This is a genomic window from Deferribacterota bacterium (genome assembly GCA_034189185.1).
Classification (GTDB): Bacteria; Chrysiogenota; Deferribacteres; order Deferribacterales; family UBA228; genus UBA228.
Genome location: JAXHVM010000279.1, coordinates 1 through 1,779 on the forward strand (window position 1 = coordinate 1; position 1,779 = coordinate 1,779).

2 protein-coding genes are annotated in these 1,779 nt (G+C 35.2%); both read right to left on the reverse strand.

The genetic code is table 11. The features are described from left to right. Nucleotides 1-386: hypothetical protein (locus tag SVN78_10865; GenBank protein ID MDY6822107.1), on the reverse strand; the 386-nt coding region annotated here is incomplete at its 3' end. Beyond that, nucleotides 379-1,779 (reverse strand): efflux RND transporter permease subunit (locus SVN78_10870; GenBank protein ID MDY6822108.1); only part of this gene is annotated, 1,401 nt, incomplete at its 5' end. The genes SVN78_10865 and SVN78_10870, both read right to left, overlap by 8 nt.

Consider the following 1,779-nt stretch of genomic DNA (forward strand, 5'->3'; position numbering starts at 1 on the left):
TTAAAGTTCCTTAGATTTTCACTATCCTCTCTCTCTTCAAAGGTCGAACTAACGTTTAATGTCGGAAATAATCTAGCTTTTTCAATACCTCTCATGGCTCTTTCTTCTCTTATTCTAGAGAGCGCAATCTTTACATCAATATTTCCTTTGGCAGCTAGTTTTTCTAGTTTTACCAATGTTTTATCATTTAACGTTTCCCACCAGGCGTCTAATCTTGCCTCATCTATCTTTTTATCAGTTAAACCCCTATCTAAAGTTGCCTGCCATTTATCTGGCTCTTTTATATCAACTTCTTTATAATCAGGTCCAACTGTAATGCAGCCAGTCAATAACAAACTTATTAGAATTGCGCTATAAATGTAAGTATTTATAAATTTATTAGTCATTTTTATCATTATCGCTTTTTTGTTTTTTTTCTCTTTTTTCTCTGATTGCATGGCCCTTATCCCTTAAATTTTGAAAGATATAGTAAAGACATGGAATTATTAATATGCCTAATGTGGTTGCTACTGTCATCCCTGAAAAAACGGTTGTGCCAATATCTCTCCTGCTACCAGCGCCTGCACCTGTTGCTACAACTAATGGAGCAACACCAATAATAAAAGTAAGGGCAGTCATAAGCACTGGCCTAAAACGAATTTTTGCGCCTTCAACGGCTGCGTCAAAGGTTGACATGCCTTCCTCTTTACTATCCTTTGCAAACTCAACAATTAATATAGCGTTTTTAGATGCCAAGCCCACAAGCAATACAACACCAATTTGTGCGTAAAGTGAAAGAGATAAACCTGCTATTAATAAACCTAGTAACGCCCCAAATGAGGCAATTAAAACAGATAACATAACTGATAGTGGTAGATTCCAACTTTCATATTGACCAACTAAGAATAGGTAAGCAAAGACAATTGCAAGTATAAATAGAAAAACAACTGTCCCGCCTGCTTTTTTCTCTTGGTAGGAAGTTGATGACCACTCATATGAATAACCACTTGGAAGTTTTTCATTTGCAATCTTTTCCATTGCATCCATTGCCTCGCCTGATGCATATCCAGATGCCGCTTCCCCGTTAATAGTAACACTTGAAAAAAGGTTGTATCTATTAATCGTTTGAGGACCTATTATTTTTTTAAAATCTATAAGACTTTCCATAGGGACTTTATTTCCATACCTGTTATCAACATAGAGGTTCATAATATCCTCTGTTGTATTTCTATATTCTTCATCTGACATAATTTTAACCTGATAGGTTCTGCCATATAGATTAAAATCATTAACATAGTAAGATCCCAAGTGTTGACCAAGTGTTGCAAATAATTTGCCTACAGGTACACCATATTGTTCTATTTTTATTCTATCTAAATTAAGAAACAATTGGGGTGTATCTGCAGTATAAGTTGTAAAAACATTGAATAACTGTGGTTTTTGGCTTGCTTCAACAATTAAACCCCTAGCCACTGACGCAATCTCTTGTGGTGGCTGATCTTCTAATGCTTCAAGTCTAAAGTCAAAGCCACTTGTTGTTCCAAGACCTTGTATTGGTGGTGGCATGAAAGGAAATATATTTGCAGCAAGGATTGGTTTGAATTTATTTATGGACTTGTCGATTATTGATTTTATATGTTGATCAGAGCTTTTTCTTTCGTCCCATGGCTCTAAAGAGGCTATAGCAAAACCAACATTTTCTGCTTGGCCGCTGAGCAAGCTAAAACCGCTTACTGCTAAAACATCATCTACTCCTTTTATATTTAGTAATATATTTGTGACATTATCTAAAACATTTTT